Here is a 25,810-nt window from a genome sequence, read left to right on the forward strand (position 1 = left end):
AGTGAACAGACGGGAGGCCCGGTGCCAGCTGGCACCGGGCCTCCCGTCCTGTGGTCGCGCTACGGGCGCAGGAGCACCTTGCCGACTCGGCCGGCGGTGTCGCTGGCGCGCACGGCGTCGCGGACCTGCTCGAAGGCGAAGGTCTCGGCGACGGGGAGCGTCAGCGAGCCGTCGAGGACGCGGGTGATGAGCTCACCGAAGAGCTGCCCCTTCGTCTCGGCCGGCATCGTCTTGCTGACGACGGAGCCCCAGAAGCCCTTCACGGTGAGCTGGCCGAAGATGACCTTGCCCGACGGGATCTCGAGCGTCGGCGACGCCATCGCGCCGAAGACGACGAGGGTGGCGTTCTCGCCCAGCACGGAGGCGATGTCGCCGGCGGCCTTGCCGCCGACCGACTCGACGCCCGCGATGATCGGGGCGCCACCGGTGATCGCGGCGACCTGGTCCTGCCAGTCGTCGGCGTCGGTGGCGACGATGCGCTCGATGCCCTGCTCGCGGAGCTCGTCGACACCGGCGGCGCGACGGACGAGTCCGATCACGTTGATGCCGCGGGCTGCGCCGAGCTGGGCGACCATGCGTCCGACCGCACCGTTGGCGGCGTTCTGGATGATCCAGTCGCCCTCGTGCAGGTCGAGCGAGTGCAGCAGGCTGATGGCGCTGAACGGCATCGAGACGAGCTGGGCGGCGGCCTCGTCGGTCATCGCGTCCGGCACCGGCACGAGGCCGGCGGCGTTCGCGGTGTAGTACTCGGCCCACACGCCGAAGGCACCGCCGGCGACGCGCTGGCCGACCTGCAGGTTCGTGACGCCCTCGCCGAGGGCCTCGACGACGCCGAGTGCCTCGGTGCCCGAGGCGGCGGGGAGCTCCGGCTTGAAGCCGTAGGTGCCGCGGACGGTCCACAGGTCGTGGTTGTGGATGGGGGAGAGGACCGTGCGGACGAGGACCTCGCCGGCGCCGGGCGTCGGGACGGGGCGCTCCTGCACCTCGAGGACGTCGGCGGGCTCGGCGAACGTCTCGTGGACGACGGCGCGCATGGTGCTGGGGGTGGTGGTGCTCATGGGTCAGTCCTCCGAGACGACGATGGTGACGTCGATGTTGCCGCGGGTCGCGTTCGAGTACGGGCAGACCTGGTGGGCCGCGTCGGCGAGGGCCTGGGCCTGGTCGTGCTCCAGGCCGGGGATGACGACCTCGAGCATGACGGCGAGCTGGTAGCCACCGTTGCCGTTCGGGCCGATCGACACACGACCGCCGACGGACGAATCGGTGATCTTCACCTTCTGGCTGCGGGCGACGCCCTGCAGTGCGGAGTGGAAGCAGGCGGCGTAGCCGGCGGCGAAGAGCTGCTCGGGGTTGGCGCCGTTGCCGGAGCCACCCATCTCCTTCGGGATGGCGAGGTCGAACTCGACCGTGCCGTCGCTCGTGGCGACGTGGCCGTTGCGGCCTTCGCCGGTGGCCAGGGCCTCGGCGGTGTAGAGGGTTTCCATGGGGTTCCTTCCTTGTGGGGCGGATCGTGAAGTTCGGGGGTGTGCGGCGTGCTCTCGCGCTCAGCGACAGTTCACGGGCACACGTGGCCGCGGGGTGTCCTCAGCGCGAAACGGCGCCGGCGTCAGCGCCCGCGGCGTCGTGCTCGGGGTCGGCCGCCGCGTGCATCGTCTCGGTCAGCCGGTGCAGCGTCGCGATGAGCTCGGCGGCGGCACGTTCGTCGGCCAGGCCCATGCCTGCGGCGATCCGAGCGGGGATGCCGCTCAGCTCGGACCGCAGTTCGCGGCCTCGGTCACCGACGGTCACCGTGACGACGCGCTCGTCGGTGCTGCGGCGCTCGCGGCGGACCAGGTCGCTCTGCTCCATGCGGCGGAGCAGTGGAGAGAGGGTGCCGGAGTCGAGCTGCAGGTGTTCCCCGAGGCTCGAGACGGTCTGGTCGCCCTCGACCCACAGGGTCACGAGCACCAGGTACTGCGGGTACGTCAGACCCCAGGGTTCGAGCATCGAGCGGTACGCCTGCGTGGTGGCGCGGGACGCCGCGTAGAGGGAGAAGCACACCATCTCGTCGGTCACGGGCATGCGTCCACACTGTCACGCAACCGAGTTGTGCACAACTCGATGCAGTGGATGCCCAGCTGACGAACACGCCGACGACCCGGACGGTTAGGCTGACGTGACCCAAGATGAGCAGCAGCGACCTCGACACCACCACGACCCCCGGCAACGGATCGGCGTCGTCCCACGGCAAGACGATCCTGATCGGTGAGCACGCCGTGGTCTACGGCGCACCCGCTCTCGTCCTGCCGGTGCTCGACGCACGGGTCGTGGCGACGGTCACCCCGGTCGCCGCCGACGCCGAGCAGCCCGGTCACAGCCTGCAGTCCACCGTGCACACCGGCCCCCTCGACCTCGCACCCGCGGCCGTGATGCCGACCGTCACCGCCGTCACTGCGACCCTGCGCCACTTCGGGGTCACCGACCGCCACTTCCACGTCCGGGTCGACAGCGAGGTCCCGACCGCCCGCGGCATGGGCTCGAGCGCCGCGGTCGCCGCCGCCGTGACCGCCGCCGTCGCCGATGCCCTGGGCGAGACCCTCGACGTCGAGACCCACCACGAGCTCATCCAGGAGTGCGAGCGCGTCGCCCACGGCCGACCGTCCGGCCTCGACGCCCGGGGCGTCGTCGCGTCCGCGCCGGTCTGGTTCGAGGGCGGCCAGATCGAACCCGTCACGCTCGGCGCCCGCTTCACCTTCGTCGTCGCGGACACCGGCGTCCCCGGGCACACCCGCGAGGCCGTCTCGGCCGTCCGCGCCCGCCACGACCAGGACCCGGTCGGTGTCGGCGCCGTGATCGACCGGATCGGCGAGCTCGCCCGTCGGGCACGGGGGACACTGGAGGACGGCGATGCCCAGGCTCTGGGTGCCACCATGGACGCCGCGCACGACCTGCTCAGCACACTCGACGTGTCGAGTGACGACCTGGACCGGCTCGTCGACGCCGCACGTGCTGCGGACGCCCTCGGCGCGAAGCTCACCGGCGGCGGGCGGGGCGGGTGCGTCCTCGCGCTCGCCGCGGACGACGACCACGCGGACCGCATCGCGGCCGCACTCCGCGGCGCAGGGGCCGCAGCCACCTGGACCACCACGATCGGAGCCCGCGCTTGCTGACAGCCACCGCCGTCGCGCACCCCAACATCGCCCTCGTCAAGTACTGGGGGAAGGCGGACGCGCAGCTCGCGCTGCCCGCCACGGGCAGCGTCTCGATGGGGCTCGACGTGTTCCCGACGACGACCACCGTCACGGTGGACGGCGGACGGGAGGCCCGTGATGCGTTCACGCTGAACGGTCACGTCGTCGACGACGGTGCGCTGGTGCGCGTGCAGCAGTTCCTCGACCTGGTGCGCGAGCTCGCGGGGTCGTCCGAGCGGGCGTCGGTGGTGTCCGAGAACACCGTCCCGACCGGCGCCGGGTTGGCCTCGAGCGCGTCCGGCTTCGCCGCCCTGGCGACCGCGGCCGCCGCGGCCTACGGCCTCGACCTTTCGCCGCGCGACCTGTCCCGTCTGGCCCGTCGCGGTTCCGGTTCGGCCACGCGCTCGATCCCCGGCGGTGTCGCCGTCTGGCACGCCGGCGACGACCAGGGCTCCTTCGCCGAGCCGATCCCCGCCCCGCCGATGGCCATGGTCGTGGTCACGATCGACGCCGGCCCGAAGCCGATCGGGTCGCGCGAGGCCATGCGCCGCACCATCGCGACGTCGCCGTTCTACCCGGCCTGGGTGACCTCGACGACCGAGACCGTCGGCGACATGCTCACGGCCTGCGCGGCCGGCGACTTCACCCGCATCGGCGAGATCACCGAGAGCAACGCGCTCCGCATGCACGCGACGATCGAGGGCGCGTTCCCGCCGATCCGCTACCTCAACGCCCGCAGTGTCGCCGTGTTCGACGCCGTCGCCGAGCTGCGTGCCGGCGGCACCGAGGCCTACGCCACGGCCGATGCGGGCCCGAACGTCGTCGTGCTCACGAAGCCGCAGGACCGGGCGGCCGTCGCCGGGGCGCTCGCGTCGCTGGGGGACGTCATCGAGTCCGGCACCGGAGCTGCCGCGCGGGTGCTCCGCTCCGAAGAGACCGGGAGCAATCCCGACCAGAAGGAGTCCGCGCAGTGATCGAGTTCCGTGCACACGGCAAGCTGTTCGTCGCCGGCGAGTACGCCGTCGTCGAGCCGGGCCAGCCGTCCGTCCTGATCGCCCTCGACCGCGCCATCACGGCGAAGGTGCGCGAGGGCCACGGCGCCGGCAGCGTGCACTCCGAGGAGTACGGGCACCTGCCGCTCACGTGGACCCGTGCCGAGGACGGCCTGGCGCTCGACCGTGAGCACCACCCGTACGACTACGTGATGGCCACGATCGACCTGGTCGAGAAGCTCCGCGCCGAGCACGGCATCGCCCCGCGGTTCCACGAACTGCGCATCGAGAGCCAGCTCGACGACGCCAGCGGCCGGAAGTTCGGCCTCGGGTCCTCGGCCGCGGTCACCGTCGCCACCGTCGGTGCCCTCGACCGCTTCTACGGCATCGGCCTGACGCAGCGCCAGCGCTTCCAGGTCGCCCTGCTCGCCACCATCCGCGTGAACCCCCGGGCCTCCGGTGGCGACCTCGCCGCGAGCACGTTCGGCGGCTGGCTGCGCTACAGCGCCCCGGACCGCGAGCGCCTCGCCGCGATGCTCGGCGACCACGCCGTGTCCGCGATCCTGACCGACGCCGACGCGTGGGACGGCTTCGACGTCCAGCGGCTGCCCGCCCCCGAGAACCTGCAGCTGCTCGTCGGCTGGACCGGCTCGCCCGCGTCCACCACGAAGCTCGTCGACGTGGTGCGTCGGCACCGCAACGGCGGCTACCAGGCGTTCCTCGACGAGAGCCGCAGCGCCGTCGACGACCTGACCACGGGCCTCCAGACCGGCGACGCCGAGCGCACGCTCGGTGCCCTCCGACGTGCCCGTGGGCTGCTGCAGCGTCTCGGCGACTCGGTCGGGTCGAAGATCGAGACCGAGCGTCTCGCGACCCTGTGCGACGTCGTCGAGGCGGCGGGCGGGGCGGCGAAGCCGTCCGGTGCCGGCGGCGGCGACTGCGGCATCGCGCTCGTCCCGGCGGACACCGACCCCGCCGGCATCCACCGCGCCTGGGAGGCGCACGACATCAGGCACCTCAGCGTCGCGGTGCGAGCACCAGAAGGAGCCCTCGATGAGTGACCTGCTCACACCGATCCCCACCAAGTGGGTCGGCCCGATCCGCGTCAGCGGCAACGCCGTGCAGGGGGAGCACGAGGTCCCCCTCGCCACCTACGAGTCGCCGCTCTGGCCGTCCGTCGGCCGTGGCGCCCGCATCTCGCGGATGGTCGAGGACGGCATCGTCGCGACCGTCGTCGACGAGCGCATGACCCGCTCCGTCGTGGTCCGTGCCGACAGCGCCGCCGCAGCACACGTGGCCGCGGGGCAGATCCTCGCGCGCCAGGACGAGCTCGCCGCGATCGTGTCCGGGCAGAGCCGGTTCGCCAAGCTCATCGAGGTGCACCCGGAGATCGTCGGGGACCTGCTGTTCCTGCGCTTCGCGTTCACCACCGGCGACGCCTCCGGCCACAACATGGTCACGCAGGCGGCGGACAAGCTGCTGCCGGCGATCCTGGACTGGCAGCCGGGCCTGCGGTACGTCTCGGTGTCGGGCAACTTCTGCACCGACAAGAAGGCCACCGCGGTGAACGGCATCCGTGGCCGCGGCCGCAACACCATCGCCGAGATCGTGATCCCGGGCGAGGTCGTCGAGAAGCGCCTGCGGTCGAGCACCGCGCGCATCGTCGAGCTGAACATCGCGAAGAACCTGATCGGGTCGACGATCGCCGGGGCCATCCGCTCGGCGAACGCGCACTACGCGAACATGCTGCTCGGCTTCTACCTGGCCACCGGGCAGGACGCCGCCAACATCGTCGAGGGCTCGCAGGGCATCACGAGCGCCGAGGACCGCGACGGCGACCTGTACTTCGCGACCTCGCTGCCGCACCTGATCGTCGGCACGGTCGGCAACGGCAAGGGCGGGGACCTGCCCGTCGTCGAGGACGCCCTGGTGCGCCTCGGCTGCCGCGAGGACCGCGAGCCTGGCGGGAACGCCCGCCGCCTCGCCGCCCTGTGCGCCGCGACCGTCCTGTGCGGGGAGCTCTCGCTCCTCGCCGCACAGACCAACCCGGGCGAGCTGATGGCCGCCCACGTCGCCATGGAACGCCGTGGCACGAAGCCCGCAGGGGGTGCGGCATGACCGGCGTCGGCATCCACGACATCGCGATCGCGACCGGGCACCACGTGCTCGAGCTCGACGACCTGGCCGAGCGGCTCGGCGTCGACCCGGCGAAGTACCACGTCGGCATCGGGCAGGACGCCTTCAGCGTGCCCGCGCCCGACGAGGACATCGTCACGATGGGCGCCGCCGCCGCCAAGGAGCTCATCGACCGGCACGGCGTCGAGGGCATCCGCACCGTGCTGTTCGCCACCGAGTCCGGCGTCGACCAGTCGAAGGCCGCCGGCGTGTACGTGCACGGCCTGCTCGGGCTGCCGAAGGCCGTCCGCGTGGTCGAGCTGAAGCAGGCCTGCTACGGCGGGATGGCCGCGGTGCAGCTCGCACTCGGGATCGTCGCCCGCGCCCCGCACGAGCGGGTGCTCGTCATCGCCGCCGACGTCGCCCGGTACGACGTCGACACCCCGGCCGAGCCGACCCAGGGTGCCGGTGCCGCCGCGATCCTGGTGTCCGCCGACCCCGACCTGATCGAGATCGAGCCGGCGGCGGGCGTCTACACGGCGGACGTCGACGACTTCTGGCGGCCGAACGACCGCTCCACCGCGCTGGTCGACGGTCGGCTCTCGGTGAGCGCGTACGTCAACGCGTTCGTCGGCGCCTGGGACGACCTGGCGGAACAGGGCGGCCCCGCGTACGACGACATCGCCCGGTTCGTGCACCACCAGCCCTTCACCAAGATGGCGATCAAGGCGCACCGCAAGCTCACGCAGCACGTCGGCGCACCGTTCGACGAGGCCGACCTGGCGATCGGGTTCACCTACAACCGGCAGACCGGCAACACCTACACGGCGTCGCTCTGGATCGGGCTCGCGGCACTGCTCGACCTGGACGACGACCTGGCGGGGGAGCGACTCGGCCTGTTCAGCTACGGCTCGGGCAGCGTCGGTGAGCTCATCACCGGTACCGTCCGGCCCGACTACCGCGAGCACCGCCGTGCGGGTCGCGTGCGGTCGCTGCTCGAGGCGCGGGTCCCGCTGACGGTCGACGCGTACCGCGCGCTGCACGCCGCGGGTGCCGCTACCAGCGAGGACGTCGAGCGTCCGCGCGTCACGACCGCGCCGTTCCGCTTCGCGGGCGTGCGCGGCGGCGCGCGGCACTACGAGGCGACGGCGCAGCCGGAGTAGCCGGCCTGCGCCCACCAGCCCCTCCTGAAAGCGACAGATCCCCGCGGGACATCCGCGGGGATCTGTCGCTCTCGGGGACCGGACCCGGATCGTGCGCCGGGATCTGTCGCTTGCTCGGGACGGACGGGAGGCCCGTGGCGGCGCCGCCACGGGCCTCCCGTCCGTCTGCCGGTCACGCTGCGGACAGGACCTCGCGCTCCAGCCGCTGGTAGCTGGCTTCCATGCCCTCCGTCATGCCGGTCGCGAGGATCACGTCCCGCTGCTCCCGGTCCGGGTAGGTGACGAGCAGCGTCATGAGCGTGACGCCGTCGTCCTCGTCGAACTGCAGGTCGTTCGTGTTCGGCGGGAAGGGTGCCCCGGTCATGCGCTCGGTCGACACCATCCGGCGTTCGGGTTCGACGACGAGGTTCTCGCCCTCGAACCCGAAGGGTTCTCCCTCGGTGTCACCCGTCGGCGCCCAGGCCTGCCGGAACGCGCCGCCCGGGGTCAGGTCGTTCTCGTACACCGTCATCTCCCACCCGTCGGGGCCGAGCAGCCACCGGCGCACCAGGTCGGGTTCGGTGTGCGCCCGCCAGAGCAGGTGCCGTGGCGCCGCGAACGCCCGGGTGATCCGGACGTGGGTGTCGTCGAGGACCTCGGTCTCGGTGCCCGCACCGAGGGCCCACTCGCGCAGGTCGGCGAGCACCCGGTCGAGCTGGCCGAACGCCTGCTGGTAGCCCTCGAGCATGCCCATCTCGAGCATCGCGTCGAGGTCGGCGGTCGAGGCGAACGAGGACACCACGGTGACCCGTGATCCCTCATCGGCCCGCCCGAACGACAACACGGTCTCGCTGGCGGGGAGCGACTCGTCGACCGTGCCCTCCGGGTCGGTGAACAGGTCGCGGAAGACGATGCGACGGTGCTCGTCGACCTCGGTGACCTGCCAGACGGCGTGGAACCGCTCGCCCTGCGGAGACGTCATCCGGTAGTCGGCGCGGCCACCGGGGCGCAGGTCGAACGTCGTGAAGGTCGCGGGGAACCCGGGCGGTCCCCAGAACCGCTCGAGCTGGCGGGGGTCGGCGAAGGCGGCCCAGAGCCGTTCGACGGGGACGGGGAACTCGGCGACGAGGGTCATCGAGAGGGTGTCGGGATCGGTGTGGACGGACGTGGTGGGCATCATCGCTCCTGGTGTCGTCGGGTGTCGTCTGGTGCTGGGTGTCCGGACGCGTCGCCGTCGAGCAGGTCGCCCAGGCGGTCCATCCGGCTGTGCCAGAGGCGGCCGTAGGCGTCGAGGAGGGCACGGACCCGGTCGAGCTGCTCCGGCTCCGCGCGCACGATGCGGGTGCGGCCGCGGGCCTCCTTGCTCACGAGTCCGGCTCCTTCGAGGACGGCGACGTGCTTCTGGACGGCGGCGAACGACATCGAGTAGGCGTCCGCGAGCTCGCTCACGGACGACGACCCGACGAGCGTGCGCCGGACGATGTCACGACGGGTCGCGTCGGCCAGGGCGTGGAACACCCGGTCGACCTCGGCGTCGGACAGTTCGATTCGTACAACCATTTGGTTGTAGGTTACGTCCGGCCGGTCTCGTCCACAAGGGGGACCTGCCGGTAGTCTTGCCGCGGAGATCGGAGGGGCGATGGCGGAGCAGCTGGGTGCGTCCGGTGCCGTCCGTGCCCTCGTCGCCACCCTGCCCCGTGCGCCGCAGCTGTCCGACGTGGTGACCGGCGTCGGTCGGATGGTCGGCAAGCCCACGCGCGTCGTCGACGTCGACGGGCCGAGCTGGGGTCCGCTCACCGCGCTCGTCTCGCAGTTCGAGCACGAGAACCTGGTGCTCGTGCCGGCCGACGCACCGCCGCTCTACCGCATGCACTGCGTGCTGCACGAGCTCGGGCACCTGGTGCACGGCGACGTCGGCACACCGACCCCGTCGTCCGTCGCCGAGTTCGCCGCCGGGGGCCACGTCTGCCGTCGCGCACTCGACGCCGACTCCGGGCTCGTGAGCATCTCCGACGACGACGAGCACTTCGCCGAACGGTTCGCCTACGAGCTCGCGACGGTCCTGCTCGCCGGGGCCACGGGCGCGGACGAGCGGGCCTACGGCTGATGGCCGTCCTGCACGCCGCGGCCTTCTGGTTCGCGGCGCTGATCTTCCTCGCCCGCACGCCGTACGTGCTGCGGAACCCCCGTGGTCGGGCGGCCTGGGGCGCCACCGGCGTCGGGGCGCTCGGGCTCCTGACCCTCGGCAGCGTCGTGCCGCAGCCGGTGCTCGACGGAGCCCTGGGCGGCTCGAACCTCATCAACCTGGTGCAGAACGTCTGCGCCACCGTCGCGTTCTGGCTGATGCTGCGCGCGAGCACGGACGACCTGCCGGAGCGCCCACTGCTGGCGCGGCCGGCGGCGCTGCTCGTCGTGGTCGTGGCGTTCACGGTGCCGTTCCTGCTGGTCGAGGAGCGCGGCGGGACCGACTTCCACTTCATCGTGCGCGAGATCGAGCAGACCCCGATGTGGCTCTACGGGACGGTGTACATGGTGGGCGTCGGGCTGATCGCCGCCACGACCCTGCGCCGCGGCGTGCTGCAGAACCCGGTGGCGCTCGTGGTGTTCCGCGTCGGGCTCGCCCTGGTCGTCGTGGCGAGCGTCGACGAGGTCGCCTCGCTCACCGCCGACCACTTCGGACTCTTCCCGGCCGGGGTGCGCGACGGCCTGCGGCCGGCCTTCGACCCGCCGTTCTACCTCGGCATCGTGCTCATCGTGGTGGCGATGGCCTCGCTGACGTTCCGGCGGTGGGGCCGTGACCTGCGCCACCGGGGGCACCACCGACGCCTGCGCCGCATCGCCCGTCGGCACGCGGTGCGGGCGGTCGAGCGGCCGGGGGACCCGCAGGCGCGGACCTACGACCTGGTCATCGCGATCCGCGACGCCGAGGTGCAGGGACGGACCCTCGACGACGCCGAACTCGCGCAGGTGCGGTCGGCGGAACGGACCCTGACCCGGAGCCTCGGAGGATGACGGCGTGACGATCGTGTGGTGGGTGCTCGGAGCGCTCGTGGTGCTGGCGGCGGTGGCCCTGGTCGGGCTGGTCGTCCTGGTCGTCCTGCGGAAGGTCGTCGGCAGGATCGTGCTGCCCGGTGGCGACCGGTGGACGCCCGTCATCGAGTCCGACGCGGACTCCGTCCGGCTGCCGATCACCGACGACACCGTGCGGCCGGGGGAGTACGGGCTGTGGCACGACGGCCCGGGGCACACCACCGTCGGGCCGGTGCTCGAGGTCGACGAAGCCGCCGGGTTCGTGCGCCGGGCCGTGGTGCGGACGACCGGCGCGGTGTCGTCGCGGGTGCGGTGGAGCGGGCACGTGCACCCGGACCCGGCGGCGATGGAGGTCGACTGGTCCGAGGTGTCGCTGCCGACGCCGGTGGGGCCTGCGCCCGCGTGGGTGGTGCGGCCGGGGCCGGACCGCGATGCGCGCCCGGACCGCGCGGCTGCCCGGGGTGCCGACTCCACGGCTGCCCGGGGTGCCGACCCCGCGGCCGCCCGGACCTGGGCCGTCCACGTCCACGGGATCCGGACGACCCGGGTCACCGCGCTCCGGACCGTCCCCGCGGCGCTCGAACTGGGCTGGACCTCGATCGTCCCGTCGTTCCGCGGCGACGGCGAGGCACCGTGGGAGGGCCGAGCCTCGCACCTCGGTGCGCGCGAGTGGGCGGACGTCGAAGTGGCGCTCGACCACGCCGTCGCGAACGGCGCCGAGCGGCTCGTCATCGTGGGGTGGTCGATGGGGGCGACGATCACGCACGAGCTCCTCGCCCGCTCGGCGCACCGCGACCGCCTGGCCGGGATCGTGCTCGTCGCCCCGGCACTGGACTGGGCCGTCACCGTCCGGTCCCAGGCCCGTCGCGCGGGGCTGCCCGGCCCCGTGGTGGGCGCTGCCCTCGGGGCGATGGCGACGCCGGTCCTCTGCCGGATGGTGGGGCTGCGCTCGCCGGTCGACGTGCGCGCGCTGTCGTGGTTGCGCGCACCCCGGCCGCTGCCACCGACCCTGCTCATCCACTCCACCGGCGACACCACGGTGCCGTTCTCGGCCAGTCAGGAGTTCGCCGACGCCCACCCCGGCACGGTCACGCTGGCGGTCAGCGAGCCGGCCGAGCACGCCTGGGAGCGCAACGTCGACGCCGTCTGGTTCGACCGCACCATCACGACCTGGGCGTCCGGTCTCGCGCACACCGGAGCGCAGGAGTAGAAGGAGCCATGGGGCAGCTCATCTACGACGGCCGACCGCTCGACCTGCGGATCGACGACCGCGCGCTCACGCACCTGCAGATCGTCATCGTCAACATGCTCCGACGCGACCACCGGTTCGCATTCTCGTGGAAGGACGACGTCGTCCACGGCAACGGTCGCAGCACGATCTGGCTGCACCCCAACGTGAGCCTGCACTTCAAGTTCACCGGCAGCCGGGTGCCGTCGATCAACCGCAGCTGGCTCGAGGACCTCTACGCCTCGGCCACCTCGGGGTCGGGGCTCGTGCTGACGCCGGAGCCGGCGGACACCAGCACGGCGGCCGACTCGGCGTGGTCGCGGGCGGTGGCCCCCGGCGACGCGGACGACGCATCCGGGACACCGAGTGGTAGCACAACGCGCTGATCCGGGTCAACGGGTTCCAGTCAGGTTGCTCGGATCGTACTGTGGCTTCACCGCGGTTCGCTGTCGTCCCCCGCACCGGCGCTAGGGCACCGGTGTTGGCAGCGTCCGCGGCAGGAGGGGAACCCGAATTGCCCGTGACGCCCGGCGAGTCCGGCACCGACCAACCATCGGTGGCCGAGACGAACGAGCGGCGCGAGTCCCGGATCAGGGCACTCGACGCTCGTGCGACCGACGCTGTGCGTCGCGTCCGCCGCGCCACGCTGCAGGGCTCGCTGGTCGGTCGCCACTGACCGGCGCTCCTCCGGGACCGCCCCGGCCATCGGATTCGGGTTCCGTGGCCGGGGCGGACTCATCAGATCTGCACGCGGCTCAGTAGACGTCGCGCACGTACCGCTTCGCGCGACGCATGTCGGCCAGGTACGCCTGCGCGTCGTCCTCGCCGCGCCCACGTCCGGTCCGGATGACGTGGAGCAGCGCGGCCTCGACGTCCTTCGCCATGCGTGAGGCGTCGCCGCACACGTACACGTGGCCGCCGTCCTCGAGCCAGGCGAACAGCTCCGCCGACTGTTCGAGCATCCGCGTCTGCACGTAGACCTTCTCGGCCTGGTCACGCGAGAACGCCAGGTCGAGGCGGTCGAGCACGCCCTGTTCCTGCAGCTCGGTGAGCTCGTCCCGGTACACGAAGTCGGTGTCCCGGTGCTGGTCGCCGAAGAACAGCCAGTTGCGTCCGGTCGCCCCGGACACCGCGCGCTCGTGCAGGAACCCGCGGAACGGCGCGACACCGGTGCCCGGTCCGATCATGATCATCGGGGCCGACTCGTCCGCCGGCACTCCGAACGACGCGTTCGGCTGCAGGTAGACGTCGACGGTGCCGTCCGGGTCGACCCGGTCGGCCAGGAACGTCGACGCGACGCCGGCGTACATCCGGTGCGGGTCGCCGTAGCGCACCGACGCGATGGTCAGCTGGATGCGGTCCGGGTGCGCCAGCGGGCTCGACGAGATCGAGTACTGCCGCGCCTGCAGCGGCCGCAGGTTCGGCAGCAGCTCGTCGAGTCCCGGGGCGGCCGGTCCGGCGTCGCGGAGCAGGTCGAGGACGTCGCGTCCCCAGAGCCAGCGGTCCAGCTCGTGCTTGTCGCCGTGCGCCACGACGGCCGCGAGCTCGCTCGACGGCGCGCGCTGCACCAGGTCGGCGATCAGGTCCTTCGAGGGCGTCCGGATCTCACGGTCGGTCCGCAGGACCTCGGTGATCGGCCGGCCGTCGAACGACTCGCCGCCGTTCGCGCCGACCTGCTCGAGCAGGTCCGCCACGAAGACCTCGTCGTTCACGGGAACGACCGCCAGGGCGTCGCCGGCCGCGTACTCGATGCCCGAGTCGCCGAGGTCGAACTCGTAGTGCCGGATCTCCTTCGCGCTGCGCGGCGAGGAGAGCAGCCGGTTCTCGACCAGGCGTGACGGGTACGGGTTGCGCTTGTTCCACTGCGACCCCGGCCGGGAGGCTCGGCTCGCGCCCGCCCCGCCGGTCGCGGCGGCACCGTCGCCGGCACCACCGCCCGTGGTCGCGCCGGGTGCAGCCGTCGCGCCGGCCTCGGCGGCGAGGCGGTCGAGCACCGCCGCGTTCCACAGTGCGGCCGGGTCCTCGAAGTCGACGTCGCAGTCGACGCGGTCGTGGATGCGGGTCGCGCCGAGCTGCTCGAACCGGGTGTCGAGGAGCTTGCCGGCCTGGCAGAACTCGTCGTAGCTCGTGTCGCCGAGGCCCAGGACGGCGTACTGCAGCCCCTCGAGCCGTGGCACGGTGCTCGCCTGGATCGCGTCCCAGAACAGCCCGGCGTTGTCGGGCATCTCACCCTCGCCGTAGGTCGAGGTGACGACGAGCACGTGCGACATCTCGGCGAGCTGCTCGGGGGTGACGGCGTCGAGCGCACTGGCGCGACCGCCGAGTCCGCGGGCCTTCGCGCCGGCGACGAGCTCGTCGGCCAGGAACTCGGCGTTGCCGGTCTGGGTGCCGAACAGCACGTCGATCGTCGTCGTGGGCGCGCTGGCCGCGACCTTCTTGCCGGCGGCGGCGATGCCCGCGATGAACCCGGCGAGCCAGGACTCCTGGGCGGCCGAGAACGGTGCGTCGACGGGGATCAGCGACCCGGTCGGGGGAAGCAGGCTCACGCGGTCACCGCCTCGGTCGGCGCCTGCGGTGCACGGCGGGCGATGTCCTCGAGCGCCGCGGTGGCGAGCAGCTCGTCGAAGCGGGCTTCGCGGACGCGGCCGTCGTTCTTGGCGTTCTGGTGCATGATCCACCCCGTGGTGCCCGGCGCGTCCATGCTGCGGTTGTTCCGCTGCGTGAGCGCGCGCTTGTAGTCGTCGAGCCGCTTGATCGCGATGAGCGTGGCGAGCTGGTCGTCGGCGAACCGGTCGAGCGTGCCGCGCAGGTACTTCACGACGCGCTGCTTGACGGAGAAGTCCTCGGTGAGCACGAGGTTCTTCACGGCTTCGGCGACCCGCGGGTCGGCGGCGCCGAACGCACCCGGGACGCGCTCGAGGGCGACGTCCTGGGCGACCCCGAGCACCGTGTACGACGACAGCAGCGAGAACATGTCCTCGCCCTGGTCGCCGAGCGCCGGGGCACGGCCGTCGAGCACCGTGCGCTGGTCGCGGTAGTCGAGCTTGAACGCGCGGAGCTTGTCGGTGGCGATCGAGGTCGCGAGCTCGTCGAGGAGCTCGGGCCGGGTCGCCGCCGCGAGGATCTCGCCGGCGTCCTGCGTGAGCAGCAGGGCACGGGGCATGCCGACGTACACGTGCGCGCGGGCGGTGTCCCACTCGGCGAGCAGCCGCTCGGCCAGGGCCGAACCGGTCGCCTCGAGGTGCCACTCGAGCAGCAGGCGGGCGGCGGCCTCGTGGAACGCACCGCGCTCGGTGTCGGTGATCGGGAACACCAGCAGCGAGTCCGTGCTGGCACGCTCGGCGACCTGGCCGGAGGGGTCGTACTGGTACAGGAACCCACCGGACATGCCGTTGCCGAGGCCCTTGCCGAACGCGCCGAGGTTGAACACGGCGCCACCGGTCATGTACTCGCAGCCGAAGTCGCCCACGCCCTCGACGACGGCGGTCGCGCCGGAGTTGCGGACGGCGAACCGGTCGCCGGCCTCGCCCTCGACGAAGGTGCGGCCGCCGGTGGCCCCGAACAGCGCGAAGTTGCCGACCAGCACGTTGCCGCCCTGTTCGGCGCTGCCGCCACCGGGTGCGCGGACGATGATCCGTCCGCCGCTCTGGCTCTTGCCGACGCCGTCGTTCGCGGTGCCGGTGTGCTCGAGCACGACGCCGTCGTTGTTGAAGACGCCGTAGGACTGCCCGGCCGAGCCCTGCGTGCGGATCGTGACCGCACCGTCCACCAGCCGGCGGCGTCCGCGGTCATCCGTCGTCACGGCGGGCAGCCCCTGCACGTCCTCGGCGCGGAGCTCGTGGTTGAGCAGACGCTCGAGGTCGATGCCGAGCTGGCCACCGACCGACTTGTCGGCGTTGCCGAGCAGCACGCCGTGCACGAGCACGTGCTCCTGCGCGTGGTCGACGAGGGCGGTGCGGACGCGCTCGAGCAGGGCGTCGTCGGTGTGGAAGTCCTTCTCCAGGTACTCCGGGTCCGCGACGACCTTCTCGGGCACCTGGGCGAGCAGGGCGCGGGCGTCGAGCCGGCCCACGCTCGCCGGGTGGTCCAGGAGCTGCAGCAGGTCGGTCCGGCCGCGGGCCTCGCGCAGGGAGCGCAGGCCGAGACGGGCCAGGATCTGCCGCACGTCGTGGGCGATGTTGAGCAGGTACTGCGCGAGCGCGCGGGGGTCGCCCTCGAACGCCTCGGCGTTCGTGGTCAGGCCCGCCGGGCACTTCACGTTGCAGTTCTTCGCCATCACGCAGCCGAGCATCATGAGCGCGGTCGTGCCGAACTCGAAGCTGTCGCCGCCGAGCAGGGCGCTCGTGACGACGTCGCTGCCGGTCTGGTGCGCACCCGAGCAGCGGAGCGTGACCTTCTGGCGCAGGCCGTTCGCGACCAGGGCCTGGTGCACCTCGGCGACGCCGATCTCCGCGGAGCGGCCCGCGTACTTCAGGCTGGTGACGGCCGCGGCGCCCGTGCCGCCGGTGTTGCCCGCGACGTTGATCACGTCGGCGCCGGCCTTCGCGACGCCGACCGCGATGGTGCCGATGCCCTCGGACGAGACGAGCTTCACGATCACCCGGACGCGGGCGGCCTTGCAGTCGTGGATGAGCTGCGCGAGGTCCTCGATCGAGTACGTGTCGTGGTGCGGCGGCGGCGAGATCAGCTCGACGCCGGGCGTGCCACCACGGGCCGCGGCGATGTCCACCGTGACCTTGGGGGCGGGCAGCTGACCACCCTCGCCGGGCTTCGCGCCCTGGCCGATCTTGATCTCGAGCTCCTCGAGCATGGGGTCGGCGAGGTAGCCGGCCCAGATGCCGAACCGGCCCGAGGCGAACTGCTTGATGCGCGAGCCGCGGATGGTGCCGTAGCGGGAGTGGTGCTCGCCGCCCTCACCGCTGTTCGACATGCCGCCGACCATGTTCGTGCCGTGTGCGACGGCCTCGTGCGCGGTGGCGACGAGCGCGCCGTGGCTCATCGCGCCGGACGCCAGGGTCCGGGTGATCTCGTGGGCCGGCTGCACCTCGTCGAGCTCGACGCTCGCCGGGGCGCTCTGCAGCAGCGCGAGCAGGGCGACGGCCGCACCGGTGGCGCGGAGCGTCACCCCGGTGTCGTCGACGGCGTCGACGTCGATCTGTCCGGGGTGGAGCAGCGCGAGGCCGTCCGCCAGGGCCGCGTGGCGCAGTGCACCCGTGGTCCCCGTCGACGTGAGCTCCAGGCGGAACCGCTCCGTGCCTCCCGGCAGGTCCTGGTCGTCCGACGGACGCGAGCCGGAGAGCCCGCGGACGGTGACGCTGGCGTTGCCGCTCGTCGAGAAGCGGCCGAGCTCGCGGGCGAAGTCCTCGGCCGTGTCGATGCCGGTGACGTCCGCGGGCAGCGCGAGCACGTCGCGGAGCGCGGCGGGGCGGCGGGACCGCTCGTCGTGGGTCGTCTGCAGGAACGTGACGTAGCCCGGCGTGATGCGGTGCGCGTCGATCTCGGCGTCGCTCAGGCGGTCGTAGCCGGTGTTCCGGTACGCGGCGTCGGTGATGCCGAACGAGTCGTCGAGCTGGCCGAGCGTGAGCAGGCGCAGCGCGTCCGAGTCGCCGGAGCGTTCGAAGGCCGGGCGCTCCTCGGTCATGCCGCCGAACCCGCGGACGCTCGCGACGCCGAACGAGTGGCCGGCGCCGTCGGAGCGTTCCTTGAACAGGCCGAGCAGCGGGACCTGGCCCTCGGACGCCACCGAGCGGGCACGCTCGTGCCAGTCCGTCGCCGCCTGGGCGATGCGCGCGAAGCCGACGCCGCCGACCGGGGCCTGCATGTGCGGGAAGATCCGCGCGAGCACGTCGTCGCCGGTGTCGAGGTAGTTCGGCTCGAAGAACTCGCCACCGATGTAGCTCTCGGCAGTGCACAGGCCGACGCGGCCCATGGTCTTCGCCAGGGCCTTCTCGGCGGCCTTGCGGAACTGCTTGAGCGCCAGGTCGGTCGCGGTCAGCTCACCGGCGGGTGCGGGTGCGGCGGGGTACTTCTCCTCCGCACGCAGTCGCGCGCTCAAGCTGTACACAGCGGCGGCGCCGAAGCCCAGCGCGGTCGCGACGTGGTGTGACGATGGCAGCTGACCGCTCTCCGCGACGACGGACACCCGCAGGCGCAGACCGGTCTCGATGAGCCGCTGGTTGACGGCGGCAACGGCCAGGATCACGGGGAGGGGCGCATGGGTCGACGACACCTCGCGGTCGGTCACGACCGCGATCCCGCCACCGCGCGCCGCGAACGCCTCGATCGCGTCGCACAGGGCGTCCAGCGCGCCGCGCATCGCGTCGGCGTTGGCCTGCTCGTCGGCGGGCACCGGCACGTAGAGCATGTCGAAGCGCTCGAGCGGCACGATGTCCTGCTCGCGCAGGCGCACCATGTCGAGGTGCCCGAGGATCGGCGACTGCACGACGAGCTGACGGCCCGTGGTGCCCGTGCCGTCCGGCTTCGCGCCGAGTGCCACGCGCATCGACATGCCGTCGGCCTCGCGGATCGAGTCGAGCGGCGGGTTCGTCACCTGGGCGAAGCGCTGCGAGAAGTACTTCGCCATGCCGCCCTCGGTGTCGCTCAGGGCGTTGATGGCGTTGCCGTAGCCCATCGCCGAGATGCGCTCCGACCCGTTCTGCAGCATCGGGTCGAGCATGAACCGGAAGCTCTCCTGGTTCAGCGAGTACGCCACGTACCGGCCCGCGAGCGACAGGTCGCCGTCGTAGCCCAGGGTGGACGTCGTGCGCTCGTAGTCCGGAGCGGGCACGTCGTCCAGGTTCACGCGGGCGGCGTCGAGCAGGGAGCCGTAGTCACGGCGGGCCGCGAGCATGTGCAGCACCTCGCCCGTGCGCATGCGGGTGCCGGTGCGGTGGTCGACGACGAGCATGCCGCCGGCCTCGATGCGGCCACGGTGCACGACCTCGTCGGCGTCGAACTCGACCTGGCCGGCCTCGGACGACACCATCAGGTACTCGGCCGTCTCGACGGTGCGCAGCGGGCGCAGCCCCAGGCGGTCCAGGCGGGCGCCGACGACGTCGCCGTCGCTGAAGATCACGGCGGCAGGACCGTCGTTCTTCTCCTCGTACAGCGAGAAGTACTCGAGCATGTCCCGGACGTCCGGAGTCAGGGTGCGGTCGTTCTCCCACGCCGGCGGCATGAGCGAGACCACGGCCTCGACGATCTCGAGCCCGTCGTCGAACACGCGGCTCTGCAGGGTCTGGTCGAGTCGGCTCGAGTCCGACTGCCCGGGCGGACGCACGATGCTCCGGGTGCGGGCCCGCGCGAGCGCCTCGTCCGACAGCCGGTTCTTGCGGTCGGTGTTCAGCTCGCCGTTGTGCGCCATCAGGCGGAACGGCTGCGCCATCGTCGGGTGCGGCTCGGTGTTCGTCGAGAACCGGGTGTGGAAGTACAGCGTCCGCACCGAGTGCCGGGGGTCGCGCAGGTCGGTGAAGTACCCGATCACCTCGCCGGAGTTCAGCCGGCCCTTCAGGATCTGGGTCCGGGCGCTGAGCGACAGCGGGTACAGGGCGGCGTGCTCGGCGCGCTCGGCGGCTGCCTGGGCGTAGGAGACCGCCTCGATGGCGAGCAGGGCGCGGTTCGCGGCGGCGTCGACCTCGGTGCGGTCCCAGTCGGACGGAGCACGGAAGACCCACTGCACGATCGGCAGCTGGTACTGCTCGGCCTCGGGGCGCGCGACGGAGTGGTCCACCGGGACGTCACGGACCAGCAGCAGCTCGAAGCCCTCGGCCGTGATGGCGTCCGTGACGGTCTGCTCGGCACGGGCGCGCTCGTCGGTGCCGTCCGCTTCGTCGCTGCTCGGCACGAAGCAGTTCGCGACGCCGAAGTGCCCGGCGCGCAGCTGCTCGCCGGTGATGGCGCTGAAGAACTCCACCGACAGGTCGATGCTGACGCCTGCGCCGTCGCCGACACCCTCGGCGGACTTGCCGCCGCGGTGCGGGATGGAGCACAGCGCTTCGTCGCCCTTGCGGATGACGTCGTGGCTCGGCGTCCCGTCGAGACGGGTGATGAAACCGACGCCGCAATCGCTCGATTCGCGGGCAGGGTCGTAGAGACCGAAAGAGGTGGGGTTCACGTGCGGGTCCAGTGGGGCGTTGCCGGCAGCGGACGGCGCGGGCTGCATCGATGGAGCGCTCGCCGCGGGCAGACCGATGGTGGCAGTCGGGCCCTGTGGGGTGGTGGTGCGGTAGGGCGATGCTACGGCTTGGTATACCGACCGTGCAACACGGGTGGCGTGGGGTGTGACGGTGTCGCACGGTGCGGGTCTGTTCGGCTGGTGCGAGGTTGCACGCTCGGTGCGAGTTCGTAGCGCTGCACGGAGCGTGCAACCTCGCACGGGATGGCCGACGCCGCACGGTGCGGCGTGCCGCGGGCGCCGTGCAACCCCGCACCGGGTGGGTGACCCGGCACGGTGTCAGGCTGCTCGCTCGCCGGTTCGGTCGCTCACCGCGATCGGCTCCGTGACCACCGTGCTCGCGTCGGCGGCGGGGGTCGTCCCGGCACGGACGAGCTCCGGGTGACGGCGGCCGGTGCGGAACACCCACGCCTTGAAGAGCACGAAGCGCACGCACGTCGCGAACAGGTTCGCGGCCGTCAGCACCGCGATCTCCGCACCGTGCGAGGCTCCCGGCACCGACGCGTGCAGCACCACGAGCGACCCCGACGTGATGGCCCAGGCGATGCCGAACACGACCAGACCCTGCACGTGGTGCCGACCCGCTCCCGCACGGCCCCGCACCCCGAACGTGAACCGCCGGTTCAGTGCGGTGTTGCCGATCGCCGTGACCAGCAGCGCGAGGAAGTCTGCGGTCTGGGCGCCGATCGCCGGCCGGAACAGGGCGTACAGGGCGGCGAACGCCAGGGTCGAGAGCACCCCGATCGCCCCGAACCGCAGGACCTGCCCCAGGAACCCCACGCTCGGTGGGGTGAACGGCTGCCGACCGATCGCCGCGTAGACCCTGCTGATCGGCACCCGCCCGGTGGCGATGTTCCTCGACACCCGCCACATGCCCTTCAGGTCCTCGGTCGCGGTCGACGCGATGTGCACCGAGGAGTTGACGTCGTCGACCCAGTCGACGGGGACCTCGTGGATGCGGAGTCCCGCGTGCTCGGCCAGCACGAGCAGTTCGGTGTCGAAGAACCAGGCGTCGTCCTCGCACAACGGCAGCAGGTGGTCGGCGGCGGCCTTCGTGACCGCCTTGAACCCGCACTGCGCGTCCGAGAACGACACCCCCATCGCCGTCCGGAGCAGCAGGTTGTACGAGCGCGAGATGAACTCCCGCTTGCTGCCGCGCACCACGCGCGACGAACCGGCGAGCCGGGTGCCGATCGCCAGGTCCGAGTGCCCCGACAGCAGGGGTGCCACGAGGGGTTCGAGCGCGGCGAGGTCGGTGGACAGGTCCTCGTCCACGTAGACGAGCACGGCCGCCGGCGATGCCGCCCAGACCTCCTTGAGCGCGCGGCCCCGGCCCTTCTCGGGCAGGTGCACCGCGTGCACGCCGGGGAGCATCGCGGCGAGGTCGTCGGCGATCCGGGCGGTGTCGTCGGTCGAGGCGTTGTCCGCGATCGTGATGCGCCACGAGTGGTGCAACGACGTCCGGCAGAAGGCGTGGAACCGTCGCACGTGGGCGGCGAGCGTGTCCTGCTCGTTGTAGCAGGGGACGACGATGTCGATGTCGAGGGGCTGGTTCGTCTCCGTCATGGCGCTCATGCTCGGCAGCGGGGCTACGGGGGCCGAGGCAGGGCGCTGTGGCCCGGGTAAGAACGAACACCACGTGAACGCAGCGGACACGACACCTGTTGTCCGGATACGGTCGACGCACGATGACGACCGAGCGCGACGACGCACGACGGACGGCCGTGCTGCTCCCCGGGGAGCGGCTGGGGCTGGCGCTCGACGAGCGGTGCCCGGAGTTCACGGAGCTGCTGCTCGCGCCACCGTTGCACGGCATCCGACCCGACGGGCACGACTGGCTCCGGCGTCGGTACGAGCAGATCGTCCCGCTCGTGCTCCCCGCGGCACTGCGCGCGGTCGAGCGTGGGGAGCCGCTCGACCCGGAGTGCCTGGTGCGGCTCCGCGAGGTCGCAGCCGCCAGCGCCGACGACCCGCAGGTCGACGTCTCGGTCGTGCTCCGCGGCGCTCTGCCCGCGATCCGTGTCTTCGCCCTCGTCATGCACACGGCCACCCGCGAGCACGCGACGACGATCGACCACGCCGGCCGGACGATGCTCGCGATGAGCCGGGCATCACTCGTGGCACACGAACTCGGCTCGTGCTGGGCGGAAGCCTGGGCGCAGCACCGGGGAGGGGCGTCGGCGGACGCGACGACAGCGCTCGGCACCGACGACATCGACCTGGTGGCATCGGCGCCCGGACTGGACGAGACCGAGGAGCGGATGCTGGCGCTCGCCGCCCGTGGGCTGTCGAACGACGCGATCGCCAAGGAGACCGCCTACAGCCGGCAGGCCGTCGCCTGGCACCTCGGCCGGTTGATGAAGTCCTGGAACGCGCCGAACCGGACGGCGCTGGTGTCGGTCGCCTTCGTCCGGGGCTGGATCCGGTCTCGGCGGGACTTCATGCTGGCTGCACGCAACCGGCCGTCGGCGATCGAAGCGGCGCGGTCGGACGGCGACGCCCCCTGAGACCGAGGTCCCAGGGGGCGTCGCCGACGAACGGAGGAGTCAGCCGCCGTTGACGTGGATCACGTTGTCGATGCGCTCGATGTTGCCGAACACACCCCAGTTCAGCCAGCCGCCGTCACCGTTGTTGGTGACCTTGCCGGGGCCCTTGAACCAGTAGATGACGTAGTTGCCACCCTTGATGTCGATCGACTGGGCGTCCGCGACGTCGCCCTCGACGGTGATGTCCTGGTTCTTGTTGACCACCGCGACGGTGAGGCGGTCGGGGTTGCCGGCGTTCCAGTAGCCGACGTCGAGCGCCGCCTGCACGGCACCGCCGCGGTCGCTCTGGTCGTTGACCGCGTCCTTGATCGCGTTGACGATCGCGACCGGGTCGAGGTTGACGTTGACGCTGCCGCCGACGGACGACGAGGTGCTGGGCGGCGCGGGCTCGGCGGCCTGCGCGGGGGCTGCGACGAACGCCCCGGCGATGACGGCGCCGCCGAGGGCGGTGCCGGCGAGGAGCTTCACGGACTTGCGCTTGAACGAGTTCATGATCGTGTTTCCCATCTCTGCAGTGGTGACCCGTTCGGGTCGTCTTGCTCGGACAAGACCCAGCCTGCGTGCGCTCCGACGCGGATGCACGCGACGGGGCTCGACGTTGGTCGATCGTCTGACGATCCGGACGACGCCCGGATTTCGTGCTCAGCGACACCTCACGCGGTCGGCTGTGCGTGAGGTGTCGCTGAGCGCGTGAGAACACGTCCGAGCGGCCCGCCCAGCGGCGCTCTCGCTCAGCGGGGCAGCAGGATCTGCACGATCGCGACGACCACGAGCGCCGCGATCGGCACGCCCGCGATCCACGCGCCCGCCCGCATCTGCGTCCGGCGGATTGTGGGCGGTGCGTGCGAGGAGCGCGCGAACTCGGTCGCGGCCACGAGCTCCGGCGCCGCGGCGGGCGGAGCGGGTTCGGGCTGGGGGCGGTCGTCCTCGAACGCCGGGACCTCGACCACCAGGTCGGCGGGGTCGGGGCGGCCCGGGAGCTTGTCGTACGCGTTCGTCACGGGGCCTCCTCGTCCGGCGTTCTCCGACCAGTATGCGACCGGGACGGCACTCGGTGAGCAGGAGATGTCGAGTGCGGTCGCGGCACCCGACGTCTTCTGCTCACGAAGCGTCCGAGGCCGGCAGGTCCACGGTGAACGCGGTCCGGCCGGGCTCCGAAGCGACCCGCACGCTGCCGCCGTGCGCCACGACCACGGCCCGCACGATCGCGAGCCCGAGGCCGCTCGTGCCGTGCTCCCGTGAGCGCGAGGCCTCACCCCGGGTGAACCGGTCGAACAGGGTCGGCAGGGACTCGGCCGGGATCGGCGGCCCGTCGTTCGCCACGACGAAGCGGACGACGGCACCGTCAGACGCAGACGCAGACGCAGGCGCAGGCGCGGCGACCAACTGCAACGACACCACGACGGCAGTCCCCGGCGCCGTGTGCGTCCGGGCGTTGGTCAACAGGTTCGTGACCACCCGTCGGAGCTGCACCTCGTCACCGGCCACGAGCACCGGCTGGTCGTCCACGATCTGCAGCGTCCACCGGTGGTCCGGCGCCGTCGCGCGGGCGTCCACGGTGGCCTCGACCACGAGCGACGTCAGGTCGACCGGCTCGCGGACGACCTGCGACGTCGGTGCCCCAGACGCCAGGGCCGAGGCGTCGAGCCGTGCGAGCAGCAGCAGCTCGTCGACGAGGTCGCCCATCCGGACGGCCTCGCGTCCGATCCGTTCGACGTTGCGGTGCACGGTGTCGAGGTCGGCGGTCCGCTCCGACAGCTCGGCGTACGCCCGGACGGTGGCGATAGGGGTCCGCAGTTCGTGGGAGGCGTCGGCGACGAACGTCCGCATGCCGGCCTCGGCGTCGCGACGGACGGTGAGTGCCCGGGCGACGTGGCCCAGCAGCCGGTTCAGCGCGCCGCCGACCTGCGCGACCTCGCGGTTGGCGCGCAGGTCGGAGTCGGAGACGCGGACGGGGATGTCCGGGTCGCCGCGTTCCAGGTCGAGCGCGGTCACGCCGGACGCCACCGCGGCGACGCGTTCGAGCGGACGGAGTGATCGACGGACGAGCACGGTGAGGGCCCACGCGGCGACGGCGAGCCCGAGCACCGTGACGACCCCGATGACGAGCAGCAGTCGGGCGATCGCGGCGTCGAGGTCTCCGAGGGGGAGCGCGGTGACGAACACGTCGCCGTCGTCGCCGACCGCCTGCACCCGGTAGTCGCCGAGCGTGCCGAGTTCGATCGTCACGGGGTCGCGGCCGGTCTGGACCGCCGCGAGCGTCCGCTGCTGCGCCGCGGTCAGGCGGCGCTGGTCACCGTCCCCGTCGGTGTAGCCGCCGAGTACCACGTCACCGTCGCGGACGATGGCGATGACCGTGCCCGAAGACTGCCCCGGCGCACCGATGAAGGCGTTGTCGGGATCCGGCAGATCGTCCGACGAGGACGAGGACGACGACGACGACCCAGGCAGCGGCCCGGAAGCCCCCGGCGGCGGTTCCGCCCCGTCCCGTCCGCCGACGGTCCGCATCGCCGCCGTCGACAGCTCCGCGTCGAGCCGGTCGACCAGGTACCCCCGGAAGGCGACGACGGTCACCGCCCCCACGACGACGTTCGTCGCCACGAGCAGCAGGGCCACGGCCGCCACGATCCGCCAGCGCAACGACGGCACACGCCCGGTGCGCCCGGGGCGGCTCACGTCGCCGGCCGGAGCACGTACCCCGCCCCACGGACGGTCTGCAGCATCGGCTCACGTCCGGCGTCGAGCTTCTTCCGCAGGTACGACACGTACATGTCCACCAGGTTCGACGACGTGCCGAAGTCCATGCCCCAGACGCTCGCCAGCAGCTGCTCGCGGGACAGCACCCGGTTGGCGTTCCGGGCCAGGTGCCGCAGCAGCTCGTACTCGGTCGGCGTGAGCTCGATGGGGTCCCCGGCACGGCTGACCGAGCGGGCGTCCTCGTCGAGCCGGAGGTCCCCGACCACGACCTCGGCGCTCGCCCCGGCCGCGGCGACCCTGGTCGAGGTGCGCGCCAGGATCCGGGCACGGACGAGCAGCTCCTCGATGCCGAAGGGCTTGGTCAGGTAGTCGTCGCCGCCGCCGGTCAGCCCGGCGAGCCGGTCCTCGGGAGCGTCGCGTGCGGTGAGGAACAGCACCCGGACGCCGTCGCGGGCGTCGCGGAGTCGTTCGAGGACCTCGAACCCGTCGATGTCCGGCAGCATCACGTCGAGCACGATGACGTCGGGCTGGAACTCCCGGGCCGCGAACAGCACGTCGCGCCCGCGGTGCACGGACCGTACGGCCCAGCCGTCGCCCGCGAACGCGAGGCCGACGGCCTCGGCCAGGGCGTGCTCGTCGTCGACGACGAGGGCGCGGACGGGGGAGCCGTCGGTGCGCTGCAGCGGGGGGCCGGGCATGTCCCGGAGCCTATCCACC

The 25,810-nt window shown here is 72.4% G+C and carries 22 protein-coding genes; 10 read left to right on the forward strand and 12 right to left on the reverse strand.

Annotated features, from left to right (window positions below):
* Positions 1–59: 59 nt before the first annotated feature.
* From QRN49_RS14040 to QRN49_RS14050, 3 genes are all read right to left on the reverse strand, one after another.
* Positions 60–1,034, reverse strand: coding sequence for a zinc-binding dehydrogenase (locus tag QRN49_RS14040; RefSeq protein WP_071406109.1), 975 nt, complete (start codon positions 1,032–1,034; stop codon positions 60–62).
* A gap of 27 nt (positions 1,035–1,061) precedes the next feature.
* A complete protein-coding gene (locus QRN49_RS14045) occupies positions 1,062–1,484 on the reverse strand; it encodes an organic hydroperoxide resistance protein (RefSeq protein ID WP_071406102.1) in 423 nt (140 codons plus the stop codon).
* Positions 1,485–1,584: 100 nt separating this feature from the next.
* On the reverse strand, positions 1,585–2,061 hold the full coding sequence (locus QRN49_RS14050) for a MarR family winged helix-turn-helix transcriptional regulator (protein ID WP_181436724.1): 477 nt from the start codon (positions 2,059–2,061) through the stop codon (positions 1,585–1,587).
* Positions 2,062–2,165: 104 nt separating this feature from the next.
* Here QRN49_RS14050 and mvk point away from each other — a divergent pair, with 104 nt between their 5' ends.
* Genes mvk through QRN49_RS14075 form a run of 5 tightly spaced genes read left to right on the forward strand, consistent with a single transcriptional unit; the run spans position 2,166 to position 7,440 of the window.
* The gene (mvk, locus tag QRN49_RS14055; protein WP_284756446.1) at positions 2,166–3,149 is read left to right on the forward strand and encodes a mevalonate kinase; all 984 of its coding nucleotides are present in this window, start codon (positions 2,166–2,168) and stop codon (positions 3,147–3,149) included.
* Positions 3,143–4,144 carry a diphosphomevalonate decarboxylase gene (gene mvaD / locus QRN49_RS14060; protein ID WP_284756447.1) on the forward strand — a complete coding sequence of 334 codons (1,002 nt, stop codon included), beginning with the start codon at positions 3,143–3,145 and terminating at the stop codon, positions 4,142–4,144. The genes mvk and mvaD overlap by 7 nt, the downstream gene beginning before the upstream one ends.
* On the forward strand, positions 4,141–5,223 hold the full coding sequence (locus QRN49_RS14065) for a phosphomevalonate kinase (protein ID WP_209131556.1): 1,083 nt from the start codon (positions 4,141–4,143) through the stop codon (positions 5,221–5,223). Before mvaD ends, QRN49_RS14065 begins: the two co-directional genes overlap by 4 nt.
* A complete protein-coding gene (locus QRN49_RS14070; RefSeq protein WP_071406099.1) occupies positions 5,216–6,280 on the forward strand; it encodes a hydroxymethylglutaryl-coenzyme A reductase family protein in 1,065 nt (354 codons plus the stop codon). Before QRN49_RS14065 ends, QRN49_RS14070 begins: the two co-directional genes overlap by 8 nt.
* On the forward strand, positions 6,277–7,440 hold the full coding sequence (locus tag QRN49_RS14075; protein ID WP_284756448.1) for a hydroxymethylglutaryl-CoA synthase: 1,164 nt from the start codon (positions 6,277–6,279) through the stop codon (positions 7,438–7,440). The genes QRN49_RS14070 and QRN49_RS14075 overlap by 4 nt, the downstream gene beginning before the upstream one ends.
* 172 nt (positions 7,441–7,612) lie before the next feature.
* On the opposite strand, the gene QRN49_RS14080 is transcribed toward QRN49_RS14075, so the two are convergent.
* Together QRN49_RS14080 and QRN49_RS14085 are read right to left on the reverse strand one after the other, a co-directional pair.
* Entirely contained in the window at positions 7,613–8,596 is a 984-nt protein-coding gene (locus QRN49_RS14080; protein ID WP_284756449.1) for an SRPBCC family protein, read from the reverse strand.
* On the reverse strand, positions 8,596–8,979 hold the full coding sequence (locus QRN49_RS14085) for an ArsR/SmtB family transcription factor (protein ID WP_111047295.1): 384 nt from the start codon (positions 8,977–8,979) through the stop codon (positions 8,596–8,598). The genes QRN49_RS14080 and QRN49_RS14085 overlap by 1 nt, the downstream gene beginning before the upstream one ends.
* A gap of 79 nt (positions 8,980–9,058) precedes the next feature.
* On the opposite strand from QRN49_RS14085, the gene QRN49_RS14090 reads away from it, so the two are divergent.
* From QRN49_RS14090 to QRN49_RS14105, 4 genes are read left to right on the forward strand one after another with little or no spacing between them, the layout of a single operon-like run.
* The gene (locus QRN49_RS14090) at positions 9,059–9,526 is read left to right on the forward strand and encodes a hypothetical protein (RefSeq protein ID WP_027466017.1); all 468 of its coding nucleotides are present in this window, start codon (positions 9,059–9,061) and stop codon (positions 9,524–9,526) included.
* Positions 9,526–10,431: a hypothetical protein gene (locus QRN49_RS14095; RefSeq protein ID WP_284756450.1), complete on the forward strand. Its 906-nt coding sequence runs from the start codon at positions 9,526–9,528 to the stop codon at positions 10,429–10,431. Before QRN49_RS14090 ends, QRN49_RS14095 begins: the two co-directional genes overlap by 1 nt.
* A 4-nt stretch (positions 10,432–10,435) precedes the next feature.
* Positions 10,436–11,659: an alpha/beta hydrolase family protein gene (locus tag QRN49_RS14100; protein WP_284756451.1), complete on the forward strand. Its 1,224-nt coding sequence runs from the start codon at positions 10,436–10,438 to the stop codon at positions 11,657–11,659.
* Positions 11,660–11,667: 8 nt separating this feature from the next.
* On the forward strand, positions 11,668–12,063 hold the full coding sequence (locus QRN49_RS14105; protein WP_111032766.1) for a DUF7882 family protein: 396 nt from the start codon (positions 11,668–11,670) through the stop codon (positions 12,061–12,063).
* A gap of 369 nt (positions 12,064–12,432) precedes the next feature.
* Here the strand turns inward: QRN49_RS14105 and QRN49_RS14110 are convergent, their stop codons facing one another.
* The 3 genes from QRN49_RS14110 to QRN49_RS14120 all read right to left on the reverse strand — a co-directional run bounded on the left by QRN49_RS14110 (position 12,433) and on the right by QRN49_RS14120 (position 21,416).
* Positions 12,433–14,223 (reverse strand): diflavin oxidoreductase, encoded by a 1,791-nt coding sequence (locus tag QRN49_RS14110; protein WP_284756452.1) that lies wholly within the window; start codon positions 14,221–14,223, stop codon positions 12,433–12,435.
* Positions 14,220–19,790 carry a glutamate synthase-related protein gene (locus QRN49_RS14115; protein ID WP_284756453.1) on the reverse strand — a complete coding sequence of 1,857 codons (5,571 nt, stop codon included), beginning with the start codon at positions 19,788–19,790 and terminating at the stop codon, positions 14,220–14,222. Before QRN49_RS14115 ends, QRN49_RS14110 begins: the two co-directional genes overlap by 4 nt.
* Before the next feature lie 339 nt (positions 19,791–20,129).
* Positions 20,130–21,416: a bifunctional glycosyltransferase family 2/GtrA family protein gene (locus QRN49_RS14120; RefSeq protein WP_284756454.1), complete on the reverse strand. Its 1,287-nt coding sequence runs from the start codon at positions 21,414–21,416 to the stop codon at positions 20,130–20,132.
* Positions 21,417–21,538: 122 nt separating this feature from the next.
* Here QRN49_RS14120 and QRN49_RS14125 point away from each other — a divergent pair, with 122 nt between their 5' ends.
* Positions 21,539–22,357 carry a helix-turn-helix transcriptional regulator gene (locus QRN49_RS14125; RefSeq protein WP_111030744.1) on the forward strand — a complete coding sequence of 273 codons (819 nt, stop codon included), beginning with the start codon at positions 21,539–21,541 and terminating at the stop codon, positions 22,355–22,357.
* Between the two features lie 39 nt (positions 22,358–22,396).
* On the opposite strand, the gene QRN49_RS14130 is transcribed toward QRN49_RS14125, so the two are convergent.
* From QRN49_RS14130 to QRN49_RS14145, 4 genes are all read right to left on the reverse strand, one after another.
* The gene (locus QRN49_RS14130; protein ID WP_245165815.1) at positions 22,397–22,903 is read right to left on the reverse strand and encodes a hypothetical protein; all 507 of its coding nucleotides are present in this window, start codon (positions 22,901–22,903) and stop codon (positions 22,397–22,399) included.
* Between the two features lie 224 nt (positions 22,904–23,127).
* On the reverse strand, positions 23,128–23,397 hold the full coding sequence (locus QRN49_RS14135; protein ID WP_071406090.1) for a hypothetical protein: 270 nt from the start codon (positions 23,395–23,397) through the stop codon (positions 23,128–23,130).
* A 100-nt stretch (positions 23,398–23,497) separates the two neighbouring features.
* Positions 23,498–25,072: a sensor histidine kinase gene (locus QRN49_RS14140; protein WP_284756455.1), complete on the reverse strand. Its 1,575-nt coding sequence runs from the start codon at positions 25,070–25,072 to the stop codon at positions 23,498–23,500.
* The gene (locus QRN49_RS14145) at positions 25,069–25,791 is read right to left on the reverse strand and encodes a response regulator transcription factor (RefSeq protein ID WP_111024431.1); all 723 of its coding nucleotides are present in this window, start codon (positions 25,789–25,791) and stop codon (positions 25,069–25,071) included. Before QRN49_RS14145 ends, QRN49_RS14140 begins: the two co-directional genes overlap by 4 nt.
* Positions 25,792–25,810: the final 19 nt, after the last annotated feature.

Origin of the sequence: Curtobacterium sp. ME-Dv--P-122a, assembly GCF_030209645.1 — a bacterium.
Classification (GTDB): Bacteria; Actinomycetota; Actinomycetes; order Actinomycetales; family Microbacteriaceae; genus Curtobacterium; species Curtobacterium flaccumfaciens.

Excerpts from the sequence above, each read along its gene's own strand:
- QRN49_RS14125 (WP_111030744.1), top strand. The coding sequence starts at position 21,539 with ATGACGACCGAGCGCGACGACGCACGACGGACGGCCGTGCTGCTCCCC.
- QRN49_RS14070 (WP_071406099.1), top strand. The coding sequence starts at position 5,216 with ATGAGTGACCTGCTCACACCGATCCCCACCAAGTGGGTCGGCCCGATC.
- QRN49_RS14095 (WP_284756450.1), top strand. The coding sequence starts at position 9,526 with ATGGCCGTCCTGCACGCCGCGGCCTTCTGGTTCGCGGCGCTGATCTTC.
- mvk (WP_284756446.1), top strand. The coding sequence starts at position 2,166 with ATGAGCAGCAGCGACCTCGACACCACCACGACCCCCGGCAACGGATCG.
- QRN49_RS14045 (WP_071406102.1), bottom strand. The coding sequence starts at position 1,484 with ATGGAAACCCTCTACACCGCCGAGGCCCTGGCCACCGGCGAAGGCCGC.
- QRN49_RS14050 (WP_181436724.1), bottom strand. The coding sequence starts at position 2,061 with ATGCCCGTGACCGACGAGATGGTGTGCTTCTCCCTCTACGCGGCGTCC.
- QRN49_RS14120 (WP_284756454.1), bottom strand. The coding sequence starts at position 21,416 with ATGACGGAGACGAACCAGCCCCTCGACATCGACATCGTCGTCCCCTGC.
- QRN49_RS14085 (WP_111047295.1), bottom strand. The coding sequence starts at position 8,979 with ATGGTTGTACGAATCGAACTGTCCGACGCCGAGGTCGACCGGGTGTTC.
- QRN49_RS14145 (WP_111024431.1), bottom strand. The coding sequence starts at position 25,791 with ATGCCCGGCCCCCCGCTGCAGCGCACCGACGGCTCCCCCGTCCGCGCC.
- QRN49_RS14040 (WP_071406109.1), bottom strand. The coding sequence starts at position 1,034 with ATGCGCGCCGTCGTCCACGAGACGTTCGCCGAGCCCGCCGACGTCCTC.
- QRN49_RS14130 (WP_245165815.1), bottom strand. The coding sequence starts at position 22,903 with ATGGGAAACACGATCATGAACTCGTTCAAGCGCAAGTCCGTGAAGCTC.
- QRN49_RS14105 (WP_111032766.1), top strand. The coding sequence starts at position 11,668 with ATGGGGCAGCTCATCTACGACGGCCGACCGCTCGACCTGCGGATCGAC.
- QRN49_RS14090 (WP_027466017.1), top strand. The coding sequence starts at position 9,059 with ATGGCGGAGCAGCTGGGTGCGTCCGGTGCCGTCCGTGCCCTCGTCGCC.
- QRN49_RS14075 (WP_284756448.1), top strand. The coding sequence starts at position 6,277 with ATGACCGGCGTCGGCATCCACGACATCGCGATCGCGACCGGGCACCAC.
- QRN49_RS14080 (WP_284756449.1), bottom strand. The coding sequence starts at position 8,596 with ATGCCCACCACGTCCGTCCACACCGATCCCGACACCCTCTCGATGACC.